This window comes from Aeromonas sp. HMWF014 (genome assembly GCF_963878295.1).
GTDB classification, from domain to species: domain Bacteria; phylum Pseudomonadota; class Gammaproteobacteria; order Enterobacterales; family Aeromonadaceae; genus Aeromonas; species Aeromonas popoffii.
This window is the reverse complement of the sequence record NZ_CAWNYS010000314.1, coordinates 2,243-9,379: the sequence shown is the minus strand read 5'-3', so window position 1 is coordinate 9,379 and position 7,137 is coordinate 2,243. Positions and strand designations below refer to the sequence as shown.

General features: G+C 59.1%; 6 protein-coding genes. 3 read left to right on the top strand and 3 right to left on the bottom strand.

Translation table 11 applies throughout. The features are described 5' to 3' along the window. Positions 1–170: 170 nt before the first annotated feature. Both AAC083_RS12960 and AAC083_RS12955 read right to left on the bottom strand, forming a co-directional pair. Positions 171–1,448 carry a tyrosine-type recombinase/integrase gene (locus AAC083_RS12960; RefSeq protein ID WP_108536820.1) on the bottom strand — a complete coding sequence of 426 codons (1,278 nt, stop codon included), beginning with the start codon at positions 1,446–1,448 and terminating at the stop codon, positions 171–173. Positions 1,449–1,739: 291 nt separating this feature from the next. Then, entirely contained in the window at positions 1,740–2,060 is a 321-nt protein-coding gene (locus AAC083_RS12955; protein ID WP_042037781.1) for a YebG family protein, read from the bottom strand. 172 nt (positions 2,061–2,232) lie between these two features. Between AAC083_RS12955 and AAC083_RS12950 the strand changes: the two genes are divergently transcribed. After that, a complete protein-coding gene (locus tag AAC083_RS12950) occupies positions 2,233–3,129 on the top strand; it encodes an esterase/lipase family protein (protein WP_108536819.1) in 897 nt (298 codons plus the stop codon). 36 nt (positions 3,130–3,165) lie between these two features. On the opposite strand, the gene AAC083_RS12945 is transcribed toward AAC083_RS12950, so the two are convergent. Further along, positions 3,166–5,136 carry an SDR family oxidoreductase gene (locus AAC083_RS12945; RefSeq protein WP_042037779.1) on the bottom strand — a complete coding sequence of 657 codons (1,971 nt, stop codon included), beginning with the start codon at positions 5,134–5,136 and terminating at the stop codon, positions 3,166–3,168. Between the two features lie 247 nt (positions 5,137–5,383). Here AAC083_RS12945 and AAC083_RS12940 point away from each other — a divergent pair, with 247 nt between their 5' ends. Both AAC083_RS12940 and AAC083_RS12935 read left to right on the top strand, forming a co-directional pair. Further along, positions 5,384–5,962 carry a phasin family protein gene (locus tag AAC083_RS12940; RefSeq protein ID WP_108536818.1) on the top strand — a complete coding sequence of 193 codons (579 nt, stop codon included), beginning with the start codon at positions 5,384–5,386 and terminating at the stop codon, positions 5,960–5,962. Between the two features lie 93 nt (positions 5,963–6,055). Then, positions 6,056–7,137: patatin-like phospholipase family protein (locus AAC083_RS12935; protein ID WP_258224684.1), on the top strand; the 1,082-nt coding region annotated here is incomplete at its 3' end.

Below are 7,137 nucleotides of genomic sequence, written 5' to 3'. Positions count from 1 at the left end.
GCACCTTAGCAGGCGGAATGCACTAAACATAACCACTGAACATTATGCGCGGTTTTGGTTTATGGGGAAGAACGAGGTGTCAGATCTTGGTTTATCAGGCTGCAGATTCTGGCTATTGGGTTGGCCACTTGGCATGCCATTTAACTTGTTATCTCTCACTTTTTGCCTGTTCATTCGTGCAGTCGGTCTAGCGGTTTGTGGTTGGCGCTTTCGTGGCGTTCGCTGTTGCCGGTGTGCAGGTACTTGGAGGTGGTGTCTATGCTGTCATGGCCCGCATCGGCCTGCACATGGGATAGCGGCCGCCCGTTGAGATTGATGTCGTGGGTAATGCCGGTGTGGCGAATGGAATGCGGGGTCAGGTTGCGCATTTCGGCTGAGTCTTGGGCAAAACCGTCTTGCTCAGCCAGGTTCGCGGCAGTCTGGATGACCGTCATGACCAGTTCACGCAGTTGGCGGATCCCGAGATTGGCATTGAGTTCGCCTTGTTCCCGGCGGTGTGCGGCGGCCTTGTGGCGCACAAAGAGCGGCGTCTGTTCATTGGGTGCTGGCAATGGCGACAACCCCAGGAAGATCCGATAGCGCTTGAGGGCCGCCAGCAAGGCATGGGATACCGCCACTGTGCGCCGCTTGCCACCCTTGCTGCGTGGAATGTAATACCCCCAGACGCCGGTTTTGCCATCGCGGCGAAACTGGCCCATGACCGGCGTGAAGCCTGGTCTGGCGGCCACTTCCGAAATGCGCAGATAACAGGCGTACATCAGGCTTATCAGGAAGCGGCTGCGCTCGTGTTGATCCGGTGATTCGGTTGCCAGTCGGTCGGCCGCCTGCATGACGTAAGACCATTGCAGCTCGCTGAAGGCCTGGCCCTGATCATCGGGCTCCTGCTGGACCGGTCGCTTGACTCGCTGCAGCAGCAGTGCCGGATTTCTGTCCATGTACTCTTCCTGGATCAGAAACTGGAAGAAGGCTGACAGGATGGCGAGCTTGGTTTTCATTGCCTGCTCGCTGAGGCGGTATGGCAGTTCGCGGCCCAGCTCCCGTTTGCCAAGAAACGGTCGCCACAAGGGGTTGGGCAGCCGTTCTCCCCACTCCTTGTCGAGAATGAACTGCGCCACGTTGCGGTAGGCAATCAGCTGCTCTGGCGGTGCCTGGCAGTAGTCGAGGTAGCGCATCATGATGCGCCGGGTCAGATCTTTCGGGCTGATAGCCAGCGCGCTGAAACACCAGTGCAGAAATGTCGTCAACTCGCTGCGGTAGGTTTTGTAGTTGTTCTCGTTGTGGCGCTGTTCCAGCAGCCAGTCGACCGCCAGTTCGTAGACGAGCCCCGCATCGGGTACGTTGTTCAGGCTGAGGTTGGCCAGATACTGATTGACTTGGGGGTTGCCCGCCTCCAGGTGAGCCAGGCCATCAAACAGCGGCATGGCGGGCGGAAGTAATATAGAGGTCATGGTGGTGCTTGCTTGGTTCATGGGATGGAGGCCGGTAGCCCCGCTCAAAAGCTGATGCCGATAAATGGGGTTATCGGCATCACTGTGTGACGAACGATTAGGACCTACTTGAGACCTCCTTGTCCGTTGCAACCGGTTTGCACCCCATTCTGACGCTATTCAATGGATATGCACCTCTGTTGGAAAATTCTCGGGGTAAACAGCCGTAAAAATGATTTTTAATGCTACATATGTGAATGATTTGCCGGATACCCTTGGGATAAGGTTAACCCGGCATCCCTCCTATGCCTCTCAGGCCACGCTCTTAAGCGATTTTCCCTTGGGCTTGTCGGCATCGATCTTCTCTGCAGCCTGTTGTGGCTCCTCTTTGGGGCTCCCCTGCCCCTTGCCACCGCGCAGCACGTTTTGCAGTACATCACGCTGTTCGGCCAGGTAGAAGGCCAGGCTCTCCTGCTGTTCGGGTTCGAGAGTGACAGGTGCTCCCGCCAGCAGGGTCATTAACTCATCGGCGGTATCCAGCAGTTTGTCATAGGCATCTGCCTCTTTCTTGCTGGCAAAGGTCATCTTCTCCACTCCCCCACGCACGACAACATATTTGATCTCAACGGCCATAGTGGCGTCCTCCTCATGATAGTGAACACAAGTATATGTATGGATATACAGTATTGCAAATAACCCTGCCCAACGGGCTTTTATCATGGTGGTCGGACCCATTACGCGGCCGTTATCACATTGATGAAAGGGTCATTTGACATCCACTTGACGCAAGTCGGATGATGGGCTCATGACGATAACAAGACAACTGCTCATACTGCTGCTGGTTGAAGTGACGCTCCTCGGGGGCATCGCTCATCTGGCCATTGGTCTCTCTCCCCTGCTCTCCTTGCTGTTTGTGGTGCTGGCGCTATTAGGGTTGCGCTGCCTGGTGGTATTGCTGACCTGGGGTTTCTCCCGTTTCTACCCTGTTCCCGCCATCGGTCTGCGTGCCTGGCTGCACATGGTGATCAGGGAGATGTTCGCCTATCTGCTCACCTTCACTTGGTTGCTGCCGTTTGAGCGGCTGCTGATGGCGCCTGACAGGCTCCGCCCTTCTCCCCTGCCCCTGTTGCTGGTACATGGTTACGGCTGCAGTCGCGGGATCTGGCGGCTGCAGCGTGCCCGCCTGGAAGCTGCTGGCCACGTGGTCGCCACCGTGACCCTGACCCCTCCCTTCGGTCATCTCGATGACATGGTCCCCCTGCTGGCCAAGCGTATCGATGAGGTGTTGGTCGCCACCGGCGCCACTCAGCTGGTGCTGATTGGCCACAGCATGGGCGGGCTGGTGTGCCGTGACTACCTGGCCCTGGCCGGTGGGGCCAAGGTGGCGCAACTCATCACCTTAGCGACCCCGCATCAGGGCAGCCAGCTGGCTGCCATGGGTCTTGGAGACAATGCACGGGAGATGGAGCCCGGCTCCGGATGGCTGCAGCGTTTCGCCGCAGTGCCGCTATGTGTGCCCGGGATTTCGGTGCGCACCAGTCATGACAACTTTGTGCTGCCCCAGTCCCGTCAGCGCATGGAAGGCATGGAGGACATCGAGATCTCGGCCCTTGGCCATCTCTCCCTCATCTACTCGCGCCGCACCACGGCCCTGCTGCTGACCCTGCTCGCCCGCCCCCAGCTACAAACAAAAAGGGCCTGATTGCTCAGGCCCCGGTTTATTTCACGCTTTCTGATATCAGAAGTGAATGCCCTTGATCAGGGTCGATACTGCCATCTGATCTGCTGAGGCCTTGGACTCGCCGCCCGCTTTCGGATCCGAGAAGGTGCGGAAGCTGGTGTTCATGATCACCTGAGCTACCCGTGGCGCCAGGGCATGGATCACCTGACCAAATACCCCGAGACGGGTGGCCAGCCGCACATGCTTGTTGATGATAGTGTCGCACACCAGATCTGCGGCCTCTTCCGGCGTCATCATGGGCACCTGCTCATACACCTTGGTCGGCGCCACCATGGGGGTTTTCACCAGCGGCATGTTGATGATGGAGAAGTTGACTCCCTTGTCGGCAAACTCGGACGCCGCGGTACGCACCCAGGCATCGAGCGCCGACTTGGACGCCACGTAGGCGGAGAAGCGCGGCGCATTGGTCAGCACCCCGATGGAGGAGATGTTGATAATGTGGCCCTTCTTCTTCTCGATCATGGTGGGCAGCACCCCCATGATCACCTTGAGGGTGCCGAAGTAGTTGAGCTGCATGGTGCGCTCCAGATCGTGGAAGCGCTCGAAAGAGTCCTCGATGGCGCGGCGGATGGAGCGGCCAGCATTGTTGATGAGGATGTCCACCCCGCCATGCTCGGCCACTATCTGCCGGGTGATCGCCTCCCCCTGCGCGAGATCAGCCAGATCCCCCTGATAGACCTGCAGGGTCAAGCCCAGCTCGGCAAACTCGGCCTGGGTCTGTGCAATCTTGTGCTCGTCCCGGGCAATGGTCAGCACGGTTGCTCCCGCCTCGGCCAGCTTTCTTGCGGTGGCCTTGCCGATGCCGGAGGTGGCGCCGGTGATGAGCACTACCTTGCCCTCGACCCGACCACGCAGGGTGCGATCGATGAACAGCTCGGGGTCGAGGTGACGTTCCCAGTAATCCCACAGCCGCCAGGCATAGCTGTGCAGTGGCGGCACTTCGATACCGGTCCCTTTCAACACCCGCTGGGCTTCGCGGTTGTCAAAGCGGGTGGGATAGTTGATGAGCCGGAAGATATCCTTGGGCAGACCGAGATCGGCGATCGCCGCATCGCGAATACGCCGCACCGGCGTCAGCGCCATCAGCATGGTCATCAGATGGCGGGGAATGAAGCTGAACAGGGCCGCATTGATGCGAATGGCGGGCTCGGGTGCATGGGCTGCGCGGGCGAAGGTGCTCAGCATGTCGCCAACTCGCATCGGATGGGAGTCAGTCAGGTGGAACGCCTTGTTGTCCTCTCCCTCCTGGTGGGCGATGTGATCGATGGCATCCACCACGAAGTTGACCGGCACCAGGTTGATGCGTCCTCCTTCGACCCCGATGGCGGGCATCCAGGGCGGCAGCATGCGGCGTAGCTTCTGGATGGTCTTGAAGAAGTAATAGGGGCCATCCACCTTGTCCATCTCGCCGGTGTTGGCATCCCCCACCACTATACCGGGCCGGTAGATGCGCCAGGGGATGGTGCTCTCCTTGCGCACTATGCCTTCGGCCTCGTGCTTGGTCTGGAAATAGGGCATGTCGAGGTGCTCGGCCTCATCGAACATGTCTTCCCTAAACAGGCCGTCGAACAGGCCTGCCACCGCGATGGAGCTGCAATGATGGAAGCAGCGGGCGCCGAGTCGTTCGGCCAGTTGCAAGGCTTGACGGGTGCCCTCGGCATTGACCTGCTGCTGAATGCCCGCCTTGGCGTTGAGATCATAGATGGCGGCGAGATGGAGGAAGTGATCGATCTGGCCGATGAGCGGCTCCTGCTCCGCCACGCTCACGCCGAGTTGCGGATGGGTCATGTCCCCGACGACCGGAATGGCGCGCTGCGCGTCGACGCCCCAGTAGTCCAGCAGAGCGGGTATCCGCTCAAGATGGGCTGCGCGCATCAAAAAGTGCACACGGCTATTCGGGCGCTGCAGCAATTTTTTAATCAGCCGGCGGCCGATAAAACCGCTGCCCCCCGTGATGAAATAGTCCATGGTATTTATTTCCCTTACTGATTGGGCTGTTAGTTGTCGTTAGATATATCACGCTTCAAATGGAAATGTTCATTTGAACATCATCTTCGTGACCCAGACCAAAATTACCACGACTGGCTGTTCCGTTATTAGGTAGAACCCTCTATTTTTTCGCCATAAACTGAGGATGAAAGCTCAGTAATGCCACAACGAATGTACCAAGGTTGTCGTCATTACCTATATCTCACTCACCAGTAAGGAAACAATCATGGCCAAGAAATTGAAAGCGCTGGCAAGCTCGGTGACCGACAACCAGCTCACCTCAACCATCAAGGAATCCACCCAGCAGATCTGGCTGGCGGGCTTGGGCGCCTACGCCAAGGCGCAAGAGGAAGGGGGCAAGATCTTCGAAGCCCTGGTACAGGAAGGCGAGGCATTGCAGACCCGTACTCGTCAGAGCGCAGACGAGAAGATCGCTGCCATGACGGACAAGACCACAGGCACCTGGGGCCGTTTGGAGCAGGTGTTCGAAGATCGTGTGGCCCGTGCCGTCGCCAGCCTTGGCATCCCGACCCGCAAGGATATCGACAAGCTCTCCAAGCGCATGGCCGAGCTGACCGAGGTGGTGCAAGAACTCATCGATTCGCAGGATGAAGAGGACGTGCCAGCCGCGGAGCCCAAACCGGCTGCTGCGGCGGCCAAGAAACCCGTCGTCAAGAAAGCTCCGGTGCAGAAAGCTGCCGCAGCGCCCATCGCCAAGGTGAAAGAAGAGGTCAAGGCATTGGCGACTGAGGTCAAGAGCGTAGTGGAAGAGGTCAAGGAGAAAGGCGAGACAGCCCTCTTCTAATCTGCCTGGCAACGCCTGATTGGCCTTGCATCATAACCCACCGGCCCATGCCCTCTTGCTGGGCCGGTTTTGCTTGAGAAGGGAGGCCATGTCATGAGCACGATTGCGATTGCCCTCGCCGGAGGGGGCCCTCTGGGAGGGATTTACGAGATCGGAGCCTGCGCCGCTCTGGCCGACAGCATCAAGGGGCTGCGTTTCGAACAGGCTGATATCTATGTGGGGGTCAGCTCGGGGGCCGTGATCGCCTCGGCGTTGGCCAATGGCATCTCCCCCGACAAGCTGGTGCGGATCCTGCTCAGCGACGACAGCGGCGAATTTTTTGATCCCTCTACTCTGCTGCGTCCCGCCTTCGGGGAATACGCGAAGCGGATCTCCTCCTTGCCGCCACTGGCCTGGGAATGTCTGGCCGATTACCTCTCAGCCCCCTGGCACAAGAGCCTGCTTGGCTCCTTGCAAGGCTTGTCCAAGGCGATCCCGACCGGTTTGTTCGACAGTCGCGGGGTGGACCGGATCCTGACCCAGTTCTTCTCTCGCCGGGGTCGCAGCAACGATTTTCGTGAACTCAAGAGCCGTCTGTTTGTCATCGCCACCGAGCTCGATACCGGCCATGCGGTCGCCTTTGGCAGCCCGGGGCTGGATCAGGTGCCCATTTCGGCGGCAGTGCAGGCTTCTGCCGCCCTGCCCGGTCTGTTTCCGCCGTCGCTGATCAATGGCCGCTACTACGTGGACGGGGCCCTCATCAAGACGCTGCACGCCTCGGTGGCGCTGCAGGAAGGGGCCGATCTGGTGTTCTGCATCAACCCACTGGTACCGTTTGATGCTGGCATGGCGAGTGAATACCCTGCCAGTCTGGTGGAGAGTGGCTTGCCGGTAGTGCTGGCCCAGACCTTTCGCGCCATCATCCACTCGCGCATGCACGTGGGGATGGATCGTTACAAGCACCAGTATCCACAGGCCGATGCCTTGCTGTTTGAGCCCTCCCCGGCCGATGGCGAGATGTTCTTTACCAATGTGTTCAGTTACCGGGATCGGCGCCATCTGTGCGAACACGCCTTCCAGCATACCCGTCAGGATCTGTGGCAGCGGCGGGCCGAGCTCGGCCCCATTCTCGCCAAACATGGCCTCGAGCTGGATCTCGGGGCGCTTGCCGATGAGCAGCGCTCCCTGCTGACTCC